A 22,697-nucleotide genomic window follows, 5' to 3' on the forward strand; every position below is an offset into this window, starting at 1 on the left:
TAATCAGTTTATAAACAAATTACTTTACTTTAAAAATGAAAGTTGCCATCATAATGACAGGAGGCGATTCAGTAATGCAAAATTTTGTTTTTCAAAATCCAACAAAACTAATATTTGGTAAAGGCACAGTTGAACAATTAAAAAATGAAATACCTCAATATGGTCAAAATATACTGCTTGTTTATGGTGGCGGTAGTATTAAACGCAACGGATTATATAATGAAGTGTTGCATCATTTAGAAGCGATCAATGCAAACGTATTTGAATTATCAGGGGTCGAACCAAACCCGCGTGTAACCACTGCGCGTAAAGGAATTGAAATTTGCAAAAAAGAAAAAATTGATTTTATCTTAGCTGTTGGTGGAGGGAGTACAATTGATTGTACCAAAGCGATTGCTGCAGGTGCGAAAACATCACATGATATATGGGATATCATAACGAAAAATGCACAAGCTGAAGATGCACTTCCATTCGGTACCGTCCTCACACTGGCTGCAACTGGTTCAGAAATGAACGCTGGTTCTGTTATTACTAACTGGGAAACAAAAGAAAAACACGGCTGGGGTAGCCCGCATACTTTTCCTCGCTTTTCGATTCTAGATCCAGCAAATACATTTACAGTACCTAAAGATCAAACGATTTACGGCATAGTTGACATGATGTCTCATGCGCTTGAACACTATTTCCATCATGAAAAAAATACATTACTACAAGATGAGATGGTAGAGGGATTACTTCGCACCGTGATCGAAACAGGACCAAAACTACTAAGTGACCTTGAGAACTATGAACACCGTGCAACAATTCTATACTGTGGAACCATGGCATTAAATGGGATGGTTAACATGGGATACCAAGGAGATTGGGCATCACATAACTTAGAACACGCTGTTTCAGCTATTCATGATATTCCACACGGCGGTGGCTTGGCGATATTATTTCCTCATTGGATGGAACATACACTAGATAAAGATGTTATGCGCTTCAAACAACTGGCTGTACGCGTGTTTGATGTAGATCCAAAAGGAAAGTCTGATCATGCGATTGCATTAGAGGGTATCCAAGCATTACGTGACTTCTGGAATAGTATTGGTGCGCCTTCTCGTTTGGCCGATTACAATATTAATGAAAACAGCGTTGAAGAGATGGCTGATAAAACAATCATTGCCCGCCCCGAATTCGGTAATTTCAAATCATTAACAAGAGAAGATGCAGTCTCAATATATAAAGCAAGCTTATAAAAGAATATAATTATTTTAAATAAAACTCCATCATATGTGGAGTTTTATTCTTTAAAGACACACGTTGCCATCTAGAAGTTCAATGCAAATGCAACTCCTAAATTTCGTTCTTTTATGATTTATTATCCAGTTTTGCTTATGTATAATTCCGATTACTTTCCTAATAATATGTAGAGAAGTAATTTGGAGGTTAGATATAATGAACAATCAAAACGTAAAAGAAACGGTATTGAAGATTCTTGATGATCATCAAATTGGTACACTCGCTACTGTTGAAGGTAACAAACCATACTCACGCTATATGACTTTTTTTCATGACGAACTTACTTTGTATACTGCAACAAACATACAGACACACAAAGTAAAAGATATAGAAACCAATCCGCACGTCCATATCTTAATAGGTTATACATTTGATGGTACAGGAGATGAATACATTGAGATAGAAGGTGAAGCATCCATTCACCAAGAAGAAGATATGAAAAAAAGATTATGGAATGATCATTTAAAACCTTGGTTTGAAGGGCCAGAAGATCCAAATTATACTGTATTAAAGATCACACCCATTGAAATTCGCCTAAAAAATACACGTGATGCGAAAGTGCACCATTTAGATTTAAAAAAGTAAAACACAGATTTCTGTGTTTTACTTTTTTAAATCTACCAGTACTAATCCTCTTTTAATAGAGCTTTATATTCGTCTACATCATCAAATTCATTTGAGAAATATACTGGCACATCATCTACTTGTGTTAATTGAATTCGTTTTCCATTGTTCATCTTATTAATAACTATTTCAAATGTGTTTTTCTCCGTTAATTCAATTTCAAGATTTTGCATATCGCCTTTAAGCTTAAATGTTTTATTGTACACGTTATTTTTAATTTCTTCATAAGTACCTTTATTGACTTCCCTACTACTTATATACTGAACAAAACTTTCTTCATCTGGTTGAAAAGACATAACAATCGTACCTTTTGGATAGCCATCAATCTCCTCTGTAGTCTGATAGGTACCTTTTAAAACAGGCTCCACACTAGCGGCACAACCCCCTAAATACAAAACAATGACTACAAATAAAAAATACCAAAAGATTTTTCTCATCATTTACATCCTCCATCTATTTACTATCCTATTTAACTATAACCCAAAACTTTCCTAAAACAAATAAGAATAAGTAACTTTCCCATTTTTCTTTATCCCGCTTCACTTTATAAATAAAGATAATTATTCAACTTCATTTATAAAAATTCATTTATAGGGCTATATTTATTGTTATAAATAAGAAAAGTAAATGATAACGTTTTATTGTGAAATGTTTCACAAACCTGTCACAAAACCTTTATTTTGTAAGCGTTAACAGGTGTTATGATGAAATCAGAAAGAGCGAAGGGGTGATAAAAAATGATTTTACATCAGTGGAAAGACTTTAGTACAGACGCTGAATCTTATACACAGGAGAACTTCGAAAAACAAGTTGGTGATACATTCGAAGCCATGTGTTTGGAAGAAAACCAAGATATCCCAAGCTATATTTGGACAAAACATTACGTGGTCGTAATTAAACCGAACACACGCATGATCAAGGATGTATCTTTTGTCAAAGTCCCCCGTAACCCGTCGTTAACTAATTAATTATTTTTTGGGTTTTTATGCTCAATAATTCACATAATAACTAGGAGGTATTTACATGGTCTCAAAAGTGGAAAAGAAACAAGAAGTAACTGTTGCAGAAAGCATTGACAAATTGGTTGGAAACGCACAAGAAGCTCTAACGGAAATGAGAAAATTAAATCAAGAACAAGTTGATTATATCGTTAAAGAGATGGCACTTGCTGGTTTAGATCAACATATGCAATTGGCAAAATTAGCTGTTGAAGAAACTGGTCGCGGTGTCTATGAAGATAAAATTATTAAAAATATCTTTGCAACTGAATATGTTTACCACAACGTAAAGTATGACAAAACAATTGGTGTTATTAGCGATAACGAACATGAAGGTATGGTAGAAATTGCTGAACCAATTGGTGTTGTTGCCGGAGTGACTCCAGTAACCAACCCAACATCAACAACATTATTTAAATCAATTATTTCTATAAAAACAGGTAATCCAATTATTTTTGCTTTCCACCCATCAGCACAAAAATGTAGTTCAGCTGCAGCGAAAGTTGTATATGAAGCAGCGGTAAAGGCTGGCGCACCAAAGAATTGTATTCAATTTATTGAGAAGCCTTCTATTGAAGGTACACAAACATTAATGAAACATGATGGTGTCGCAACTATTCTAGCAACTGGAGGTCCAGGAATGGTTAAATCGGCGTATAGTTCCGGAAAACCGGCTCTGGGTGTTGGTGCAGGTAACGTACCTTGCTATATTGAAAAATCAGTTAATGTAAAACGCGCGGTAAATGACGTGATTTTATCAAAAACATTTGATAATGGTATGATTTGTGCTTCTGAGCAAGCAATTATTGTTGATAAAGAGATTTATGATCAAGTGAAACAAGAAATGATTGATAACAGTGTTTACTTCTTAAATCCTGCTGAAAAGGCAAAAGTAGAAAAACTAGTAATCAACGAAGATACTTGTGCTGTTAATCCTGCAATTGTTGGTATGAAACCAGTAAAAATTGCTGAGATGGCTGGCGTTAAGGTACCTGAGGATACAAAGATTCTTGTTGCAGAACTAACAGGTGTTGGGCCTGAACATCCACTTTCTCGTGAAAAACTAAGCCCTGTACTTGCTGCATATAAAGTAAACAACAATGAAGAAGGAATTAAACGAGCAGAAGAAATGCTAGAATTTGGTGGTTTAGGACACTCTGCTGTTATCCATTCTGCAGATCAAACCGTGATTGACGCTTTTGGTGCAAAAATGAAAGCTGGACGTATCATTGTCAATGCGCCTTCTTCTCAAGGGGCAATTGGTGATATCTACAATTCGTATATGCCATCATTAACACTTGGATGTGGTTCATACGGCGGTAACTCTGTATCAACAAACGTAGGAGCAATTCATTTAATTAATGTGAAAAAAATGGCGAGAAGGAATGTTAACATGCAATGGTTCAAAGTTCCACCAAAAGTTTATTTTGAAAAGAATTCCGTACAATATCTAGCGAAAATGCCTAAAATCTCAAAAGCATTTATCGTAACAGATCCAATGATGGTTCAACTAGGTTATGTGGACAAAGTACTTTATCACCTACGTAAGCGTCCAGATTATGTACACTGTGAAATTTTCTCAGATGTAGAGCCAGATCCATCGAAAGAAACCGTTATGCGTGGCGCTGCTGCAATGGACGATTTCCAACCAGATGTTATCATCGCTCTTGGTGGTGGTTCAGCAATGGATGCCGCTAAAGGAATGTGGTTATTCCACGAACATCCAGAAACTGACTTTAATGGACTTAAGCAAAAATTTATAGATATCCGTAAACGTGCTTATAAATATCCAGAGTTAGGTCAACGTGCACAATTTGTTGCAATACCTACTACTTCTGGTACTGGATCTGAAGTAACATCATTCTCTGTTATTACAGATAAAGAAAACAACGTAAAGTATCCATTAGCCGATTATGAATTAACACCAGATGTAGCAATTATTGACCCACAATTTGTTATGACTGTTCCTAAAACAGTAACAGCAGACACCGGTATGGACGTTTTAACACATGCAATTGAAGCATATGTTTCTAATATGGCAAACGATTATACAGATGGTCTTGCTATTAAAGCCATTCAGCTTGTTTTTGAATATTTACCACAGGCTTACCGTGATGGTAGCAATGAATTAGCAAGAGAAAAAATGCATAACGCATCTACTATTGCCGGAATGGCGTTTGCAAATGCATTCTTAGGTATTAATCATAGTCTTGCACACAAACTAGGCTCAGAATTCCATATTGCACATGGTCGTGCGAATGCAATTCTATTGCCACACGTTATTCGCTATAATGCTAAAAAGCCATCAAAATTTGTGTCATTCCCTAAATATGAACATTTTATTGCAGACCAACGCTATGCTGAAATTGCAAGAGAATTGGGATTACCTGCAAGTACGACACAAGAAGGTGTAGAAAGCCTAGTTCAAGCTATCTATAAATTAGCTAAAGAATTGAACATTCCAATGAGCATTGCAGAAAACGGTGTTAATAAAAAAGATTTCGAAGCAAAAGTAGATTACCTTGCTGATCGCGCATTTGAAGATCAATGTACAACAGCAAATCCTAAATTACCACTTGTTACTGAATTAGCTGAAGTATATCGCAATGCTTTTAAAGGATAGTCTCCCCCCCCATTTTATATAGAGAAAAACGGTATCGTTCTATTGAACGATACCGTTTTTTATTGAGAAAGTAAGCGCTGCTTTTATTCATCTGAATCTTAAGTAGTGATTCGTATCATACTTAACGAATTGCATCTAAACAGGTTATTAGTGCAGATTTAAAACGTTCTCGATCCACTGTTTCACAAACACGCACATTGGTTGGGCGATCAAATCTCCCATTGATATCAACAAGGCTGTATCCTCTCGTTAATTCCCCTTTTGTTTCAATATCGACAAAATAGTACGTTGATTTTGTCATAATCGATTCATCTGCTGCAATAGCCATCAGTAGTGTATCCGGGTGTGTTGTTCCATCTAATCGATGCACCTTTTTGTTAAACGCTTTTACTACTTGATTGATTGCAATAAAGAAATCAGAACCTTTTGTTTGTAGTTGCTCGATCTCCTGATGATCTTGATCATTCATTACTGAATATTGTGTACACATTTCCCAACCAACCATTGTCATAGGTACACCTGAATGCATGACAATTCGTGCGGCCTCTGGATCTACATAAAAATTATACTCTGCTGCTGGCGTAATATTTCCTAAGTAATTGTTTGTACCACCCATAATAAAAATTTCTTTTATCTTAGGTACGATTGTCGGATCCTTTTTCATCGCCATTGCGATATTGGTTAAAGGCGCAATCGCCATAATGGATAATTCTCCTGGATTTTCATGTACCTTTCGAATCAAGAAATCCACAGCATGTTCTGATTCGGGACGTTGTTTCGCCTTTGGAAAATTAGCACCTCCCATTCCATCCGAACCATGAACATCTTCTACTGTACGATGTTGTTCATCCCCCAACTGTAGAATTGGTGCTTCATATCCCTTGAAAACAGGAACTTCTCCTCCTTTACCCGCAACTTCAATGGTGTACAGTGCATTCTCTACTTCTTGATCAAACTGGACATTACCACCAGTGATCATTACGCCTTCCACTTGAAAATGATGAAGTGCCATCAACAACGCAATTGTATCATCACCAGCTGTATCTGTATCAATAATTACACGTTTCATTTTATTCATCCTCTCACTTTACTTGTTGTGCTAGTCCAGTAATATAATCAAAGAACGCTTGAGCAGCTACATCATAAACGACATTTACTTCTCGTCCACTTTCTGATTCTATTGTTCTTCCTTGACTTGGGACTTGTGTTAGCACTTTACTTTTAACTTTTTTTGTCTTTACTAAGTCCGGTTTACCTATATAAGCAGTTGTTAGGACATCCCATAGATAATACGTTGAGTTTGTTTCTACATGTACAAGTGGTGGAACAGCCGCATAACATTGACCTAAGAAATCTACACCTTCATCTTTTCTTAAAGCTGCCCATTTCCTCCGAACATCTAGTGTTAATGGTACTTGTTGCGTACTCTCTAATGCAATCATTTCTATTCTTATTCCACTTGCCCATACACGTTGTACTGCTGCAGGATCCCAGAAAGCATTCCATTCTGCAGTACCATCATGTTCTGGTTCTTGTACATTCCCTACCGCTTGGAAGGTTCCACCCATCCACACTAATTTTTCAATCTTATCCTCTATTTCTGGCGCTTCATCCAACGCTCTCGCTAAATCCGTTAACGGACCAGTAAACAGGAGGGTAGTCTTTTCATTTGTCTCTAAAAGTTTCTCTACCATATGATGATGCGCATGCAGTGAACTTAGTGGCGTCTTCATTTCCCCACTTTCATTTAAGATTGGCAAAGCATCCACAACAAATGTATGCATTCTCCAATCACTTGGAAAAGGATTTTCTCCACGTGAATTAGATTTTGCCACTTCTACAGGATAATCAGAAAATCGATCAATAATTTTTCGACTTGCATCCGTACCAGGCTCTAAATAACCATCCGCTGGAATGACGGATACACCAGTCAGTTCCACTTCTTTCATTTGTGTTAATAAAAATAAAGAAACAAGATCATCTACCCCTGCATCATGATTAAAATATACTTTTTCAGTCATACTTTTTCCCCTTTGTTATCAGATTAACAATAGTTTACTATATATAATCGACAAGTTTCGAGCTATTTTGAAAATTATTTTCTTACTAACGCCACTTGTGCTACTTCAACCGTTTTCTGTGTATGTTCTAACGCTCTAGGAAAATACTTGGAAACAGCATCTACGTAGTAGATATCACCATAACATGCATCATATGCTTCGGCTTCTTCTCGCACACAGCTATAAATCCCCGTATCTTTTAACTCTTGATATTTTTTCTTAGAAAATTCAATTGCTAATGCTATAGAATAACCTTCCCCTTTATTATTGGCATAGTTAATAAAACCTAGACCAAAATTATACGATTGTAATGCTAATTCAACATCGCCGTTTGCTGCTTCCAATGTATCCATAAAGTAAGAAACACCTTGCTCAATGGACGTTTTCGGTTTATCTATACAACCGATTTTACCACACAAACTTTCAGAGGCTTGCATCGGATCATCTCCTCTGCCTCCAGACTCTTGCATCATTAATGCTAAAACAACAGCGGTATACGCTTCCTTATTTTCTTTTGCAAGTGCTTGTTCGACTAATGGCTGATAAGATAGAACAGCTTCAGTTAGTGGATAAGCATTCGAGGAATCTGTTAGGCGTTCATTAGCAAGCAGTACAAATAAAAAAAGCACAAAGGTAATCACAAACGTACTACCTATTGCTAGAATAATAGTTTTTATTCCCTTCTTCATTCGTCTTTTTTCTGCCATATCTATCACACCTTATTTATCAAAGTTGCACTCATTGTAGCATGTTTTTAAAGACAAAAGAAAAAAGGAAGGCAGCTATTCCTTCCTTTTAATAAAATGTTTGATTTAATTCCGTTAGGACACTTTCAAAACTACTTTTCTCTTTTTCCATCAACTGTTCAATTTGATTAACAATCCTTGATTCTCGTTGGTTTGATAACGTTAATGGCCCAGTATCTTTAAACCACTTTCTCTTAAGCAATAATAAATACAAAGTGTCTTCTATCGCTTCACGATCCACCTGGTCATTTAGCAACAAATCTTCTACTTCTTCTTTTATTGTCCTCCACAACAAATCCTTATTCACTTTCCCCATCACTCCTTTTTAGTCTAACTGTAGACTAATTTTATTATTCACCTGTATACCATCTTTCAGTTCTTCCGTATAGATAAACCCTTCTACAGAGCAATAAAAAGGGCTATCATTTTTCCAGGTTATTGTGAAATCAGAAAATGCCACCGTTGAAAAAGGTTGTATCGGTTGTTCGCCGATCCACTGAAACCAATACGTATGCTTATCTACTTTGTCCATCTGCCGCTTCCAGTTAGCAAGCATCGATTGGGTGCCTTGGTTTGTTTCTGTCACATATTTCCCCGAAAACTGATATTCATTTTCTGCTTTAATTACAAGGCCAACAGATAATTGGTTAACCGGTTTACTCGTATGATTATGTATGGTTAAACTCCCAATAATAAGATTATCTTGACCCTCTAAATCTGTCATATTACAACTGTGAGAAAAATAAGCTAACAATTGCCCTTCTGTTTCCACTAATTCTTCCTCCATCGTCCGATTATTATCCATAATTCGCTTTACCTTTGAAATAAACGCTTCCCTTTGTAGATCTAATTCTTGTAATTTCTCCTCTATTTTAAATGACACTTTATTCATTCAACCGCCTCCTTTGTATCAATTTATGTTAGATAAAATAAAATATTAATTATTATATAAAAGAAAAAAAGACTATCTCAAAAATGAAATAGTCTGTTCATTCACTAATCGTTTGAATCAGAACAACCGCTATTTGTTCCCGGAAAGACGACTGGACATTGTGGTGGAATTACTGGGTTTGGACATACTTCTGCAAGAATGTTGTCTCTTGGTTGACAGAAATCTGCTACTAATTCAAGTGTTACGTCCGCTACAGTTTGCACACTTTGACAAATACCTAGAGATAAATCCACACTTTCTAATGCATATGATGACGTACATTTTACATTAGCGCTACAATCTACATCAGAAATTCGAACAACTAATCTTGTTCCTTCTGGAGCACAAAGATATGGCGCTTCGGGAATTGTTAGTTCAATTGGATCAGACTTTTCTACAAATTTATAACCTCCATCCAAACCACGGAATACAATAACTACGTAGATGGTTTTGTCAAAGCTAACTCGTTGAAGTTTTACTTTATTACCATCAATTACAAATTTACGATCTTGTCTATCCCCTGTTTCTTCTACTTCAATCTCAGCATTCTCTGGTAATGGATTCCCATATGAATCTGTTAGAAAACATCTAGCAGATAAATTAGTAATTGAAGAAGCACATGGATTAATCGTAACTCCAGTTATATCTGATCCTGGTATGTTTTGGTTTACAGTTGTTTGAAGAACTACCCAATCATACACTTTTTCTGTATTAAAACAAACAAGCTCTTGTCCTCCGTTTGATGATTGACCCTGCATCTTATCTAACTCTCCTTCACAAATTATTTTGCTTTCGATAATACAGTATGTATATAACTTATAAATGCTTTGTACAGTAGTCTATTTTCTGCTTAATAAATTAAAAAAGGGTTTTTAACACAAATCTAATTTCATTTTGTATATGAAGCACACACGTAATTACGCATCATATAATTACATTAGTATAGTAATGTTGGAGCTGACTATCTATGAGATATGAACAAGAGGAAATTCAATATTTATTATTACAACAAAAGCGCTATAAAAAACTAATTAAAAGCTATCAACGAAATGACGTAAGTAAAGAATACACGATATTAAAGCAAAAAAATGAAAAATTAGTTTCTCAAATAAGTGATTTAAAAAAAGAAATTATTGCATTAGAAGAAAAGATGAAAAATCAAAAAAAAGAAAACGAACATTTACTTAAACAAAATAAACAATTACAACAGAAGCTAGAAGAAACGAAAGCGTCTGACGTGGTGAAAGAAACAACAGATTTCTTACAATCATTAGTTGCTGATGAAATTTCTGTTCATTTTCTAGCAATTTATCACCTATACCATCACTGGATTTCATTAAATCAACAAACGACTAAGGAGGTGTATAAGATGATTGAGTCTAATCCAAATCATTCAGATGATATGATTAACAAAAATAATGCTTTTCCCTTATTAAGTAAGCCGGCAGACAACGAAGGAAGTAGCAATAAACCTTCACAACCAAAACCCTTCCATTTTAAGGACCTACAATCCTATAAAAAGGCCTATATACTCCCTGAAAAGAAAAAGACCATTACAAATCACGAGCATTTGCTTCCACAATCTAAAATGAAAAATATAAAAGAAAGGAAAGAAGATCAACTAAATAAAAGCAATCATTTAGATCTTTCTAACAAAGAAGTGCAGTTAGATCACTTAGAAGAGAGTAACAAACCAACTATAGAATCGGTAAACGAACCTTCAGAAGAAAGGATAGAATCAGCAGAAAAAAATAATACATTATATACATCACATGAAGCGGATATACAAGTTGATAATACAAAAACTGTAGAAGATAAAAAATCTGCGTTTCGACGCTTTCTTGATCGATTAATGAACTAGTTACAATATATAAAGTAGCGAAGCAATGATTCACTTCTTTAATACAAATAAAAATATCAAGATCTATATTTTTTATAGGTCTTGATACAATCATCCAAACCATTTATTACATAAAATAAATGAAAACTTAAGAGAGCACAAATTAATCTCCATAAGTTTTCTATATAATCACTAAAAATTTCGTAAAGGGGGGTCAATCAATTGACTCAACGTAGAGTTATAGCAGCTAAAGCCGTGCGACGCTCAGGTGGTTGTGGTTGCAGTAAAAGAAGAATGAAAAGAAAGAAAAAAAACTTAACTATTACGGAGAACTCAAATTCGGATAATAACTCAGCTACACATGTAACCGAAATCAAAGAAGAGTAGCTATGTCCGATTATATTTTAGATTTAAAATTATGGTTATCTAAGATGTAAAAGAGAAAGCGACTACACCTAGTAAATCAGGTGATCAGTCGCTTCTTTACTTACTTAGAAAAACTTCTATGATACCAGCCAAAGCTGCAATTGCTAATACAACAATGATCGGTGTGAAAATCATTGGAGCTAATGTATATCCGGTGTATAAGCCAATAGTTGACCACATCCCTACACACCAATGACATGCAAGCATTTCGCCAATTATATAGCGAATACCTTTGCCTTTTCCACTTATAATAACTTCTACGGTTCCATCCTCTAAGAAATGTTCTTCTTCCACTTGAAAGTACTGACGTAGTTTAATCGATACAAGGTCGAAAGCAAATAGACGCATACATCTAAAAGCAGCTAAACCTAATAATGTAAATTCAAACACACTTAACAAAACACCCTCACCTCTTCTCTATTCAGATGATTTATTGTATTCCTGTACTGAATAAGGTGATTAAGGCAACTATCACATGTAACACATTATTTCTAATTAAGCATCATATTCTCACTTCTTTCTTATATAAGGCCTATTGTCCTCCCATGATAAGACAACAGGTATATTAAAAAAATGGGTTAGACTTTGTTCTGTAATAGTTGATTTCGTATCTCCTTGTGTAAATACTTCTCCTTCCTTTAATAGCAACGTATGTTGAAAGCAAGGTAAAATCTCTTCTACATGATGTGTTACATAGATAATGGAAGGACTATCTGTTCTTTTCGCTAATTGTTCAATCGTCTCTAATAATTGTTCTCTCGCCAAAAAATCCAATCCTATGGTTGGTTCATCTAATATTAGTAGTCTTGGATCACCCATTAGTGCACGAGCAATCATTACACGCTGCTTCTCCCCTTGGGATAATGTATAAAAACTCCTATTTGCATACTGATAACAACCTAGATTTTTTAATAACTTTTGTGCCTTTAACCGCATGTAATCTGTTGGTTCCTCATACAGTCCAATCGAGGCAAAAGCTCCACTTAACACAATCTGATAAGCACTATCTGACTCATAAAATCTAGCTTGAATCTTAGAAGATACGACACCAATCTGTTGTCTAAGCTCATCCCCTAATGGATCTTTACCAAATCGTTTACCTAACACAGATACAGATCCTTCTGTAGGGAAATAATATGCACATAGCATATGTAATAATGCTGTTTTCCCAGCACCGTTTAACCCTAATAGGGTCCAATGCTCTCCTTTTTTCATATTCCAATTTATATCTTTTAATATCCATTTACCATTACGGAGTAAACCAACATTCTCTAAATGTAACATAACATATTCGCCTCCCACCTTTATTATCGCGTAATCATCTGCACATTTCGAGCCCCATTTATTTTTTCATTTTTGTATATTTTATCACCTTAACCACAAAATAAGTTCAGAAAGGATGATAATAATGACTAACAAAGACAACGATAAAATAGAAAAAGCTGAGGATGTTTCATTTTCTCAATCAGTTGCAGATATCGAAGACAAGGAAGCACTGGAGCGAATGAAACAAGCAGATGAAAGAGTTGCCAGAAGACATAAAAAGTAAAAATAAAGTAAAAGTACCTACATGTTCTAATCATGTAGGTTTTTTTTGACAAAATAAATCGAATTGTAAGAATACTTAACAATATGCTAGCATTTTTAAAGCTACGCTACTCTCATTCATCTAATCACGATTTTTCCAACCTTAAAGCAATTAATCATCTTTAACCTTATTTGCGAGTCCAGTCATTTCCCTATAATATAATAAATGGAAACATTCTGACTTAATTATTATTTTACCAACTTACCAAGAAAGGAGCATATTATCATCAACAATCAAAGCGCAACTGCTTCATCAGATGCTGTTCATTTAGAAAAACCAACAGTAAAAGATGGTGCAGCAATGTGGGAATTAGTTAACCACTCAACATTAGATCAAAATTCTGCTTATAAATATATATTGATGTGTGAGTATTTTGCGGAAACCTGTGTTATTGCAAAATTAGATCAAGAATTAGTAGGATTTGTTACTGCATTTATCGCCCCCGAACGTCCGGATGCAGTTTTCGTTTGGCAAGTAGGTGTTGATTCATCACAAAGGGGAAAAGGAATTGCATCTAAACTTTTGAATGAACTCTTACAACGCGAAGCATGTAAAAACGTTCGTTTTGTAGAAGCGACCATTACGCCATCGAATAAAGCGTCACAAGCGTTGTTCCATAAATTAGCTCGTCAGCATAACACCACATGCGAAGAAAGCGAGTTTTTCACCAAAGATTTATTCCCAGATGATTCACATGAAGAAGAATGTAAGTTTCGAGTTGGACCATTTAAATTGTAATAAATGTGTTATCGAACACTATGAAGGGTATAGCATACTATACTATATTTTGTATGCGAAAAAATAAAGGAGGAAAATCTGTGAACGAAGATATAAAAGTTTTTGAAAATTTAGAATCCGAGGTTCGTAGTTACGTACGTAGTTTCCCTACTGTTTTCACTCAAACAAAAGGATATAAGATGTGGGATAAGGCTGGAAATGAATACATTGACTTTTTTTCTGGTGCAGGTGCATTAAACTATGGACACAATAATGACCATATGAAGCAAAAATTAATTGATTATATAACTAATGACGGAATTACACATTCACTTGACATGGCTTCCACTGCTAAAGCTGACTTTTTAGAAAAATTTCAAGATGTAATCTTAAAGCCACGTGAATTAGATTATAAAATTATGTTCCCTGGACCAACAGGAACAAATACTGTAGAAAGTGCATTAAAACTTGCTCGTAAAGTCACTGGCCGTACAGATGTGATTAGCTTTACCAACGGTTTCCATGGTATGACAATTGGTTCACTATCTGTTACAGGTAATTCCATGAAGCGTAAAGGTGCAGGTATACCATTACAGAACGTTGTGACAATGCCTTATGATAACTATGTAGATGATCAAGATTCCCTCGATTATCTAGAGCGTTTCTTAGAAGATAGTGGTAGTGGGGTAGCTATTCCTGCTGCAATGATTTTAGAAACGGTTCAAGGGGAAGGTGGAATTAACGCCGCAAGCTTTGAATGGTTAAAGAAAATTGAACGCGTATGTAAACGTTGGGGAATTCTGTTAATCGTAGATGATGTCCAAGCTGGTGTTGGTCGTACAGGAACTTTCTTTAGCTTCGAACCAGCCGGAATAAAACCAGATATTGTTTGTATGTCTAAATCATTAAGTGGCTATGGCTTACCATTTGCTGTTACACTTATTCGCCCAGACATTGATATATTTGCTCCTGGGGAACACAATGGTACATTCCGTGGAAATAATCATGCATTTGTTACTGCAACGGCTGCTCTTGATTATTGGAAAGATGATCAATTAGAAAATAATGTGAGAGAAAAATCGCAAAGAATTCTAGATTTCTTAGAAAAAATGGTAGAAAAGTATCCTGAAATGGAAGGTGAGGTTCGTGGCCGCGGATTTATGGTTGGTGTTGCAACAGGGGTAGACGGCTTATCCAATAAAATTGCAGCAAAAGCATTTAAACATGGCTTAATCATGGAAACATCCGGACCAAGCGATGAGGTATTCAAACTATTCCCACCTTTAAACATTGATGATCAAGGATTAGATAAGGGGCTAGCAATTATTGAAGCAAGCATTAAAGATGCAATTAAAGAACCAATAACAAACTAATTAGCAAAAACCATTGGAATTTATAAGTGAACGTAGATAACAATACAGGAGGAACAAACATGAAAGTAGTAGCTTTAGAAGAAGTATTAGGTACGAAGCATGAGGTGGACGGAGGTAACTGGATTAGCCGTCGTCTAATTACGAAGAAAGATGGCATGGGCTATTCTGTCAATGACACCATCATAAAAGCTGGGACAGAAACACATATTTGGTATCAAAATCACCTTGAATCTGTATATTGTATTGAAGGTGAAGGAGAAGTAGTAACATTAAGTGATAATAAAGTATGGCCAATTGAAAAAGACCAGCTATATGCTTTAGATGAAAATGATGAACATTTATTACGCGCAAAAACAGACATGCGCATGGTTTGTGTTTTCAATCCTCCACTAACAGGGAATGAAGTACACGACGAAAACGGCGTATATCCAGTAGATGAAGGATAAGGATAAGTGTAAAAAGCATCTCAACCATGGTGTTGAGATGCTTTTTTATTTATATAGTTAAGAAGTTATTATAGTCTCTATACTAAATCTTGGTCTATTGTTACTAAATGAATTTGTACTCAGCCTAGTAAATACTTTATAATAACGATGAATAGCTTCTTAGGGAGTGTGTTGTGTAATGAAAAAAGATGTTGATGATTATTTGCAAGAAGGCATATACGGTGCAAAAGAGATTAACCCTGCAGAACGAAAATTGTTTCTTGGCACTTTACGCGAAAGAGTCGTTTTTGTTTTAACAAAGGGCGAAGTAATGAAAGCAAAAGGAAAAAAAGAATTAGAAAAAAAAATCCTTGAAAACCCAGAAGCAACGTTATTATTAAATGGTAATATTACGTTCCGATTTTTTAAGCCCTATCGCCAACTAGCTAGCAAGCATAACATATTGTACACTACGGTAAACAACCGCGATGCTAAATCGGATTATGGACTGGTACTCACTTATGATCATGCGGTAGATTATAGTGATGAGGACATCATTTTACATGAAACAAATTCTACGAAAAAACCACCAAAAAAGAACACTTCTTTTTGGTCTAAATTATTTGGTTCAAATTAAATCTATTTTTGCACAAAAGGTAGGTGAAGATTTTTTCTTTAAATCTCACCTACTCATTTTTTAGTACGCATTCTCAACAGATTGAACCTTTGCCTTTTCCATCACGGTAACGAAGCGATTCATCCCTTCCTCAATTAAATCAGGAGTAGCGTTCGTAAAGTTAAGCCGCATTGTATTTTCTTTCGGATTTGAAACATAAAATGGTGCGCCCGGAACAAAAGCTACGCCATGTTCTACTGCTATCTGTAATAAATCAGTAGTGTTTATTGTTTCTGGCATATTAACCCACATAAACATACCACCCTTAGGTACAATATAAGACATGCCTTCTATATTTACCTCATCCAGTAATCCTTTCATCACAAGCATTCTCTCATAGTAAGTGTCCCGAATTACTTGAATATGTTGATCAAGATCAAAATCTTGCATTAAATGAACAAGTGCATATTGACTAATAGAATTAGTGTGGAGATCAGCTGCTTGTTTAGCTTGTGTCATCAAACGAATAATTTGATGAGGACCAACAATCCAACCTATTCTTATAGCAGGGACAACTGTTTTTGAAAATGTGCTGGTATATAAAACATATTTATTTTGATCCATTGATGCTAATGGTGGCGGTGTATCTCCTTGTTCAAATTGAATATCTCCATATGGATCATCTTCTAGAATAACCACATGATATTTATGTGCTAATTGTAATAATGCTTTTCTTCTTTCAAGGGACCATACCTTTCCTCCTGGATTAGAATACGTTGGTACAACATAAATACATTTTGGTTTTAGTCGTTTAATCTTATCTTCTAAATCATTCTCTAACATGCCATCTTGATCAGATTCAACCGCAACAATATTTGTCTCATACGAGGAAAATACCTGTAAGGCAGCTAAGTATGTTGGATTTTCTGTTAGAACAACATCCCCAGGGTTTATCATTATTCTTGCAAATAAATCAATTGCTTGTTGAGATCCAGAAGTAATTAATATATCTTCTGGCTGTCTTATAATCTGTTTTTGTTGTCTCATACGATTAGCTAACTGTTCTCTTAATTTATAAACGCCTTCTGTCTCCCCATATTGCAATGCTTTTCGATCAAATTGAATTGCTTTTTGAAACGCTTCGCTAACAGCATTAACTGGAAACAAAGCTTCATCGGGCAATCCCCCAGCAAATGATATCACATTTCCGTTATTTACAACTTTAAGTATTTCCCTTACAGCTGATGATTTTAAATAACGTACACGATGTGAAAAACCATATTTCATTACTACTCCCACCTTTATTTTTAGAAAAATCAAACTATTTTAAATTATTTTTATTATTATAACATGTTAACCATCGAATACAAGCGTAATTTCTTTAATTAATATTGTGATATCTAGATAATTTTTTCTTACTACCGAGGGAGAGTTAACATCAAAAAATAACTACATCACGAGAAAAATCTTTATAAAATTGTCACTTTCATAACTACAAAACTAGAAAATTAGTTTTATAATAAAGATAAGGAGTGTGATTTCGTGAAATCAACTGTAAAAACGACTGATGAAGCTAAATTCATCGTAAATCAATCAGAGAAACTACTACCAACATTGCAAGAAGATACGAAAACAAAAGAAACAGCAGATTTCTATAAAGCATTAGGAGACGAAACAAGGTTACGCATTATTGGGATGCTGTTGGTTGATAATCTTTGCATGTGTGAAATAGTTGCTGGTTTAGATATTCCCACATCCACTATTTCTCACCATCTAAAATTATTAGAAAGAGGAAATGTTATTCGATCTCAAAAAGAAGGACGATACACCGTTTACTTTTTAAATAAAGATAGTGTTCTTCCATTTTTACAGTAAATTCCTGATTGGTTAAAAGAAAGAAGGCAATAAAATGTTAATATTTTCGTGGTTAAGTGATCAATTGCTTAGAATGGAATGGCTGTCAACTATTGTCCGTTTATTAGTTGAAGATGTTTTTCATTTTTCTATTAATGAAAAGCTAGGAGGAAGTATTCATTTCTTCATTTATGATACAATCAAAATCTTTATCTTAATGTCTGTTTTAATTTTTGGTATTTCTTATATCCAAAGCTACTTTCCTCCAGAACGGACGAAAAAATTACTTGGAGGCATCAAGGGGATTAAGGGAAATATCTTAGGTGCGTTACTTGGTACCATCACTCCATTTTGTAGTTGTTCAAGTATTCCTATTTTTATCGGGTTTACTTCAGCTCGTTTACCATTAGGTGTGACCTTTTCCTTTTTAATATCTTCACCGATGGTAGATTTAGCGTCATTTCTATTATTAACCTCTTTTTTCGGGGTCAAAATAGCCGCTATTTATGTAATTGTCGGTCTGGTTCTTGCTGTAATAGGTGGAACGATTATTGATAAATTACAACTAGAAAAACAGGTGCAACCCTTTGTATTAGAGGGGAAACATGTGGAAAATGAATTGGAAGAATTAACTTACAAGGATAGAATTGATTATGCATTTAATGAAGTAATAGCTATTTTTAAAAAAGTTTGGTACGCCATCCTTATCGGCGTAGCAATTGGCGCAGTCATTCATAATTGGATCCCGCAATCCACCATTGAAGCAGTAATTGGGGAAGGTAATCCTTTTGCCGTTCTCATCGCTACTGTGATCGGTGTTCCTATTTATGCTGATATATTTGGTACATTACCAATCGCTGAAGCATTATTTGGAAAAGGCGTCGAGGTTGGTACTATTCTTGCATTTATGATGTCTGTTACAGCTCTATCTCTACCATCTTTAATCATGTTAAGTAAAGTAGTTAAGCCCAAACTATTAGCTACATTTATCGCGATTATAACAATTGGTATTATCATTATTGGCTATATTTTTAATGGATTAGATTTCCTATTTTAATAGGTGATTAATATAATTTTAAGGAGATGTTTCATATGATTATTAAAGTATTAGGACCAGGTTGTGCAAATTGCAAAAAATTACAGAAAAACGTTGAAGTAGCTGTTAAAGAACTTAAATTAGATGCTTCAATTGAAAAAGTAACGGATTTTAAAGAAATCACAAAGTACGGTGTAATGAGTACGCCTGCGCTAGTTGTAGATGATGAGGTGAAAGTAGCAGGTAAAGTAGCAAAACCCGACGAGATAAAAGAACATCTTCAATAAAAGAAAGTTAACAAAAAAACAGTCGTAAGATTAATTGTTTTAATCACGACTGTTTTTTGTACTATATTTAGAACTATTTTCTATTATTATTTACGTTATCCTAAAATGGCACGATCATTATCCATTTGCGTCCCACGAATACGATGAAATTCTTTTAACAATTTTTCAATTGTCAATGCTTGCTTTTCCTTGCCAGCTACATCTAAGATAATTTGTCCTTTATCCATCATAATTAATCGATTACCAAGATCAAGTGCTTGTTGCATATTATGTGTAACCATTAAGGTAGTTAAATGAAAGTTTTCAACAATCTCACCTGTTAACTGTGTAATTAATTCTGCTCGTGATGGATCTAATGCTGCTGTATGCTCATCGAGTAATAATATATTTGGTTCAGTAAAAGTTGCCATTAACAAAGACAATGCTTGCCTTTCTCCACCAGATAATAATCCTACTTTTGCAGTTAAACGATCTTCCAATCCTAGATGCAACGTATTTAAATATTCACGAAACAATTCTCTGCGTTTTTTGTTTACTCCTAAGCGAAGCTTTCTTTTCTTATTTCTAGCATAAGCCATTGCTAAGTTTTCTTCTATCGTCATAGAAGGTGCAGTGCCCGCCATTGGATCTTGAAAAACACGTCCGATCAACTTAGATCTTTTAAATTCCGGTACCATTGTTACATTTTTTTCATCAATTAACACATCTCCAACGTCAGGGATTAGACTACCTGAAATGACATTCATTAATGTTGATTTACCTGCACCATTACTTCCAATAATCGTTACAAAATCACCTTTATCTAATGATAAATTAATACCTTGTAATGCTTTTTTTTCATCTGGAGTGGCTTCATTAAATGTTAATGACACCTGATTAATAGTTAACATTTTATGCCTCTCCCTTCAATCTATTTTGTAATTCTATTCGTTTACGTTTCTTTCTTTTTGCTTCCTTTTGACTAGAGATAACCTTTGGCACAACTAGCGCGAAAATAACCAACACAGACGTGATCATTTTCATATCCCCTGTATCCAAAAAATCTACTCGAAGTGCAAGTGTCACTACAATTCGATAAATAATCGCTCCTCCGATAACTGCCAATGTTGTTCGCATAATTGATTTTGTTCCAAATAATGCTTCACCTATAATAACAGAAGCTAATCCGATTACGATCATCCCTATTCCCATACCAACATCCGCAAAACCTCCATATTGACCATAGAGGGCACCAGATAATGCCACAAATCCGTTAGAGAAACCTAACCCAATAATTTTAAGATTATCTGTATTAGCAGAAAAGCTTCGAATCATTTTTTCATTATCACCTGTAGCACGTAATGCTAATCCTACCTCTGTTTTTAAGAAATAATCTGTTATTAATTTTATAATAGCTGTAATAAGTATCATAACGAATAAAATCCCCCACGTACCAGGTACATTCTCTACTCCGAATGAGGTAAGCATATTATTTAATACGTCATCAATACCAATAGAAGACCAAAAGGCAGTTAATTGTGTGAATATCGTGTCTTCGTTTAATAATGCTAAATTGGGTTGACCCATGACTCGCAAGTTAATGGAATAGAGTGCAGTCATCATTAAAATCCCAGACAATAACGGATTTATTTTTCCTTTTGTATTTAAAATTCCTGTGATACTACCTGCTATAAAGCCAGCTATTACGGCTAATAGAGTAGCAATAATAGTTGGTACATCGTTTATAATTGCAATTGCAGCAACACCAGCACCCGTAACAAAACTTCCATCTACGGTTAAATCAGGAAAGTCTAAAACACGGAAAGACAAATAGACACCTAATGCCATAATAGCGTATATGATTCCTGACTCGACAGCTTGAAAAATCGGTATGAACATGCATCTTCTCCCCTTCAATATGTTAAAAACATACTATGTCACTAAATCTTTATCGTAAAAATTCTATTTTTCTTACATGATATGCTTGGAAATATTTATATAAAGAAAACCGACTTTAAACCAAATAGGATAAGAGCCGGTTTATCTTTTATATTGTATATTTCAATTTTTTAAAACCTACACAATCACTTACTCTTTTTTCGTTTCTTTAAATTGCGCTTCTTCATCCCAAGCATCATTCCATTCTATCCCTTGTTCTTTTGCTGCATCTTTATTAATAAAGAGCTGCATTTCAGAAGGATATTCTACAGGAATATCTGCTGTTGTTTTTTCACCTGTAAGAATTTCTACTGCCATCTCTCCAGCACGATGACCAATTGTTTTATAATCAATTCCATATGTCGCAAAGCCACCACGTTCTAAAGAGTCCGGTTCTCCAACAATTAGTGGGATATCTTGTTCATTTGCCACACCAACAACACTTTCTAAGGCAGAGACAACCGTGTTATCTGTAACAACATAAATAACATCTGCAACACCAACTAATGTTGAGGCTGATTGCTGTACTTCTGCTGTTGTAGATACAGTTCTTTCTTCAAGAGATAAACTTGTTTGCTTCATTGCTTGTTTCACTGTATCAATTTGCGCAACAGAATTTTGCTCACCAGCATTATAAATCACACCAACTGTAGAACCTTCAAAATACGTATCAATAAATGCTACCGTATTAGCAATTGCATCTGGATGAAGATCCATCACACCAGTGATGTTCTCACCAGGTTGATCCATTGCTTCTACTAAGCCGGAACCAATCGCATCCGTTACAGATGTAAATACAATTGGTATATCCTTTGTTGCTTGTAATGCCGCTTGCGCACTAGGCGTGGCATTCGCAAAAATTAAATCTACCCCATCTGATACAAAATTCTTGGCTATAGGTAAGGTATTATTTTGGTCTGCTTGCGCACTTTGGAAATCATACGCTACATTCAAACCAGCTTCTTCAATAGCACTTTTAAAACCCTCGTACGCTGCATCTAACGATGGGTGTTCTACAAATTGGGATACACCAATCGTATAGTCTGCGTTCTCACCGCTATCTGAATTGGTGGCATCATTAGAACCACATGCTGTAATGAATAAAACACTTATCATAGCAATAAAACTAATTAACAACTTTTTTATCATTTCTACGCCCCCTTATATATTCTTTCTGTTTTAAATTTTCTGAATTATGCGCATTATTATATCACATAATTATAGGTAAATATACATTATTATTCACTGTTTTTTTGTTTTGTCACATCTAATTTAAAAATTGATTATTGTAAAACTTGCTATTTATCATTAATTTTTGCAGACTTATAGAAGGACTTTATTATATGAAGTAT

The 22,697-nt window shown here is 34.8% G+C and carries 27 protein-coding genes; 14 read left to right on the forward strand and 13 right to left on the reverse strand.

The window, feature by feature from the left end:
- Positions 1 to 74 precede the first annotated feature (74 nt).
- Complete coding sequence (locus tag BN1058_RS13070; protein ID WP_090858582.1) at positions 75 to 1,241, forward strand: iron-containing alcohol dehydrogenase; 1,167 nt, start codon at positions 75 to 77, stop codon at positions 1,239 to 1,241.
- Between the two features lie 199 nt (positions 1,242 to 1,440).
- A complete protein-coding gene (locus BN1058_RS13075) occupies positions 1,441 to 1,869 on the forward strand; it encodes a pyridoxamine 5'-phosphate oxidase family protein (protein ID WP_090858585.1) in 429 nt (142 codons plus the stop codon).
- Between the two features lie 41 nt (positions 1,870 to 1,910).
- Here BN1058_RS13075 and BN1058_RS13080 read toward each other — a convergent pair whose 3' ends face one another.
- The gene (locus BN1058_RS13080) at positions 1,911 to 2,348 is read right to left on the reverse strand and encodes a hypothetical protein (RefSeq protein ID WP_090858588.1); all 438 of its coding nucleotides are present in this window, start codon (positions 2,346 to 2,348) and stop codon (positions 1,911 to 1,913) included.
- Positions 2,349 to 2,645: 297 nt separating this feature from the next.
- Here BN1058_RS13080 and BN1058_RS13085 point away from each other — a divergent pair, with 297 nt between their 5' ends.
- The gene (locus BN1058_RS13085; RefSeq protein ID WP_090858593.1) at positions 2,646 to 2,876 is read left to right on the forward strand and encodes a hypothetical protein; all 231 of its coding nucleotides are present in this window, start codon (positions 2,646 to 2,648) and stop codon (positions 2,874 to 2,876) included.
- A gap of 55 nt (positions 2,877 to 2,931) precedes the next feature.
- Positions 2,932 to 5,529, forward strand: coding sequence for a bifunctional acetaldehyde-CoA/alcohol dehydrogenase (gene adhE, locus BN1058_RS13090; RefSeq protein ID WP_090858596.1), 2,598 nt, complete (start codon positions 2,932 to 2,934; stop codon positions 5,527 to 5,529).
- Between the two features lie 121 nt (positions 5,530 to 5,650).
- On the opposite strand, the gene BN1058_RS13095 is transcribed toward adhE, so the two are convergent.
- The 6 genes from BN1058_RS13095 to BN1058_RS13120 all read right to left on the reverse strand — a co-directional run bounded on the left by BN1058_RS13095 (position 5,651) and on the right by BN1058_RS13120 (position 10,024).
- Positions 5,651 to 6,607 carry a nucleoside hydrolase gene (locus tag BN1058_RS13095; RefSeq protein WP_090858599.1) on the reverse strand — a complete coding sequence of 319 codons (957 nt, stop codon included), beginning with the start codon at positions 6,605 to 6,607 and terminating at the stop codon, positions 5,651 to 5,653.
- A 4-nt stretch (positions 6,608 to 6,611) separates the two neighbouring features.
- Positions 6,612 to 7,550, reverse strand: coding sequence for a nucleoside hydrolase (locus BN1058_RS13100; RefSeq protein ID WP_090858603.1), 939 nt, complete (start codon positions 7,548 to 7,550; stop codon positions 6,612 to 6,614).
- A gap of 74 nt (positions 7,551 to 7,624) precedes the next feature.
- The gene (locus tag BN1058_RS13105) at positions 7,625 to 8,296 is read right to left on the reverse strand and encodes a lysozyme family protein (protein WP_090858607.1); all 672 of its coding nucleotides are present in this window, start codon (positions 8,294 to 8,296) and stop codon (positions 7,625 to 7,627) included.
- 88 nt (positions 8,297 to 8,384) lie between these two features.
- The gene (locus BN1058_RS13110) at positions 8,385 to 8,642 is read right to left on the reverse strand and encodes a hypothetical protein (protein ID WP_090858610.1); all 258 of its coding nucleotides are present in this window, start codon (positions 8,640 to 8,642) and stop codon (positions 8,385 to 8,387) included.
- A gap of 18 nt (positions 8,643 to 8,660) precedes the next feature.
- The gene (locus tag BN1058_RS13115; RefSeq protein ID WP_090858612.1) at positions 8,661 to 9,227 is read right to left on the reverse strand and encodes a hypothetical protein; all 567 of its coding nucleotides are present in this window, start codon (positions 9,225 to 9,227) and stop codon (positions 8,661 to 8,663) included.
- Positions 9,228 to 9,331: 104 nt separating this feature from the next.
- On the reverse strand, positions 9,332 to 10,024 hold the full coding sequence (locus tag BN1058_RS13120) for a BMQ_0737 family morphogenetic spore coat protein (RefSeq protein ID WP_090858615.1): 693 nt from the start codon (positions 10,022 to 10,024) through the stop codon (positions 9,332 to 9,334).
- A gap of 209 nt (positions 10,025 to 10,233) precedes the next feature.
- Between BN1058_RS13120 and BN1058_RS13125 the strand changes: the two genes are divergently transcribed.
- Both BN1058_RS13125 and BN1058_RS14385 read left to right on the forward strand, forming a co-directional pair.
- Positions 10,234 to 11,127: a hypothetical protein gene (locus BN1058_RS13125; RefSeq protein WP_090858618.1), complete on the forward strand. Its 894-nt coding sequence runs from the start codon at positions 10,234 to 10,236 to the stop codon at positions 11,125 to 11,127.
- A 201-nt stretch (positions 11,128 to 11,328) separates the two neighbouring features.
- Positions 11,329 to 11,493, forward strand: coding sequence for a hypothetical protein (locus BN1058_RS14385; RefSeq protein ID WP_176694527.1), 165 nt, complete (start codon positions 11,329 to 11,331; stop codon positions 11,491 to 11,493).
- A gap of 96 nt (positions 11,494 to 11,589) precedes the next feature.
- Here BN1058_RS14385 and BN1058_RS13130 read toward each other — a convergent pair whose 3' ends face one another.
- Positions 11,590 to 11,922 (reverse strand): DUF1360 domain-containing protein, encoded by a 333-nt coding sequence (locus tag BN1058_RS13130; protein ID WP_255307098.1) that lies wholly within the window; start codon positions 11,920 to 11,922, stop codon positions 11,590 to 11,592.
- 120 nt (positions 11,923 to 12,042) lie between these two features.
- Positions 12,043 to 12,816 (reverse strand): ABC transporter ATP-binding protein, encoded by a 774-nt coding sequence (locus BN1058_RS13135; protein ID WP_090858622.1) that lies wholly within the window; start codon positions 12,814 to 12,816, stop codon positions 12,043 to 12,045.
- Between the two features lie 124 nt (positions 12,817 to 12,940).
- Here BN1058_RS13135 and BN1058_RS14210 point away from each other — a divergent pair, with 124 nt between their 5' ends.
- The 5 genes from BN1058_RS14210 (at position 12,941) to BN1058_RS13155 (ending at position 16,272) form a co-directional block, all read left to right on the forward strand.
- Positions 12,941 to 13,081: a YfhD family protein gene (locus BN1058_RS14210; protein ID WP_141652154.1), complete on the forward strand. Its 141-nt coding sequence runs from the start codon at positions 12,941 to 12,943 to the stop codon at positions 13,079 to 13,081.
- A 261-nt stretch (positions 13,082 to 13,342) separates the two neighbouring features.
- The gene (gene ectA / locus BN1058_RS13140; protein WP_090858625.1) at positions 13,343 to 13,858 is read left to right on the forward strand and encodes a diaminobutyrate acetyltransferase; all 516 of its coding nucleotides are present in this window, start codon (positions 13,343 to 13,345) and stop codon (positions 13,856 to 13,858) included.
- Between the two features lie 80 nt (positions 13,859 to 13,938).
- Positions 13,939 to 15,210, forward strand: a complete 1,272-nt coding sequence (ectB, locus tag BN1058_RS13145; RefSeq protein WP_090858628.1) for a diaminobutyrate--2-oxoglutarate transaminase — start codon at positions 13,939 to 13,941, stop codon at positions 15,208 to 15,210.
- Between the two features lie 59 nt (positions 15,211 to 15,269).
- Complete coding sequence (locus BN1058_RS13150; protein WP_090858631.1) at positions 15,270 to 15,656, forward strand: ectoine synthase; 387 nt, start codon at positions 15,270 to 15,272, stop codon at positions 15,654 to 15,656.
- A gap of 178 nt (positions 15,657 to 15,834) precedes the next feature.
- Positions 15,835 to 16,272, forward strand: coding sequence for a YueI family protein (locus BN1058_RS13155; RefSeq protein ID WP_090858634.1), 438 nt, complete (start codon positions 15,835 to 15,837; stop codon positions 16,270 to 16,272).
- A gap of 60 nt (positions 16,273 to 16,332) precedes the next feature.
- Here the strand turns inward: BN1058_RS13155 and BN1058_RS13160 are convergent, their stop codons facing one another.
- Positions 16,333 to 17,538: an aminotransferase-like domain-containing protein gene (locus BN1058_RS13160; protein ID WP_090858638.1), complete on the reverse strand. Its 1,206-nt coding sequence runs from the start codon at positions 17,536 to 17,538 to the stop codon at positions 16,333 to 16,335.
- A 255-nt stretch (positions 17,539 to 17,793) separates the two neighbouring features.
- Here BN1058_RS13160 and BN1058_RS13165 point away from each other — a divergent pair, with 255 nt between their 5' ends.
- From BN1058_RS13165 to BN1058_RS13175, 3 genes are read left to right on the forward strand one after another with little or no spacing between them, the layout of a single operon-like run.
- Positions 17,794 to 18,126 (forward strand): ArsR/SmtB family transcription factor, encoded by a 333-nt coding sequence (locus BN1058_RS13165; protein ID WP_090858641.1) that lies wholly within the window; start codon positions 17,794 to 17,796, stop codon positions 18,124 to 18,126.
- 34 nt (positions 18,127 to 18,160) lie between these two features.
- On the forward strand, positions 18,161 to 19,162 hold the full coding sequence (locus BN1058_RS13170; protein ID WP_090858644.1) for a permease: 1,002 nt from the start codon (positions 18,161 to 18,163) through the stop codon (positions 19,160 to 19,162).
- Between the two features lie 35 nt (positions 19,163 to 19,197).
- Positions 19,198 to 19,428 (forward strand): thioredoxin family protein, encoded by a 231-nt coding sequence (locus BN1058_RS13175; protein WP_090858647.1) that lies wholly within the window; start codon positions 19,198 to 19,200, stop codon positions 19,426 to 19,428.
- Between the two features lie 95 nt (positions 19,429 to 19,523).
- Here BN1058_RS13175 and BN1058_RS13180 read toward each other — a convergent pair whose 3' ends face one another.
- The 3 genes from BN1058_RS13180 to BN1058_RS13190 all read right to left on the reverse strand — a co-directional run bounded on the left by BN1058_RS13180 (position 19,524) and on the right by BN1058_RS13190 (position 22,494).
- Positions 19,524 to 20,318, reverse strand: coding sequence for an ABC transporter ATP-binding protein (locus BN1058_RS13180; RefSeq protein WP_090858650.1), 795 nt, complete (start codon positions 20,316 to 20,318; stop codon positions 19,524 to 19,526).
- Position 20,319: 1 nt separating this feature from the next.
- Positions 20,320 to 21,306: an ABC transporter permease gene (locus tag BN1058_RS13185; RefSeq protein ID WP_090858653.1), complete on the reverse strand. Its 987-nt coding sequence runs from the start codon at positions 21,304 to 21,306 to the stop codon at positions 20,320 to 20,322.
- 189 nt (positions 21,307 to 21,495) lie between these two features.
- Complete coding sequence (locus tag BN1058_RS13190) at positions 21,496 to 22,494, reverse strand: ABC transporter substrate-binding protein (RefSeq protein ID WP_090858657.1); 999 nt, start codon at positions 22,492 to 22,494, stop codon at positions 21,496 to 21,498.
- Positions 22,495 to 22,697 lie beyond the last annotated feature (203 nt).

The sequence above is a fragment of the Paraliobacillus sp. PM-2 genome (genome assembly GCF_001368815.1).
Lineage (GTDB): Bacteria > Bacillota > Bacilli > Bacillales > Amphibacillaceae > Paraliobacillus.